Here is a 230-nt window from a genome sequence, read left to right on the forward strand (position 1 = left end):
TCCAAATGGTAGACCACGGAAATCTTGGTCTAATCCAGCTACAATGACACGATAGCCACGATTTGCCAATACTTGCACCACTTCCACAATGTCCCCATCAAAAAATTGTACCTCATCGATTGCAATAACATCCATTTCTTCTGTTACATGGTTAAATATATCTTTTGAAGCTGAAACAGGAACTGCTTTAACCTTTAATCCATTATGTGATACAACATCTTCTTCACTAT

At 37.4% G+C, this 230-nt stretch carries 1 protein-coding gene; it reads right to left on the reverse strand.

Annotated elements, in window-relative coordinates:
- Positions 1 to 230: thymidine kinase (locus tag SB775_RS34395; protein WP_486360750.1), on the reverse strand; the 230-nt coding region annotated here is incomplete at both ends.

Source organism: Peribacillus sp. SIMBA_075 (assembly GCF_046534585.1).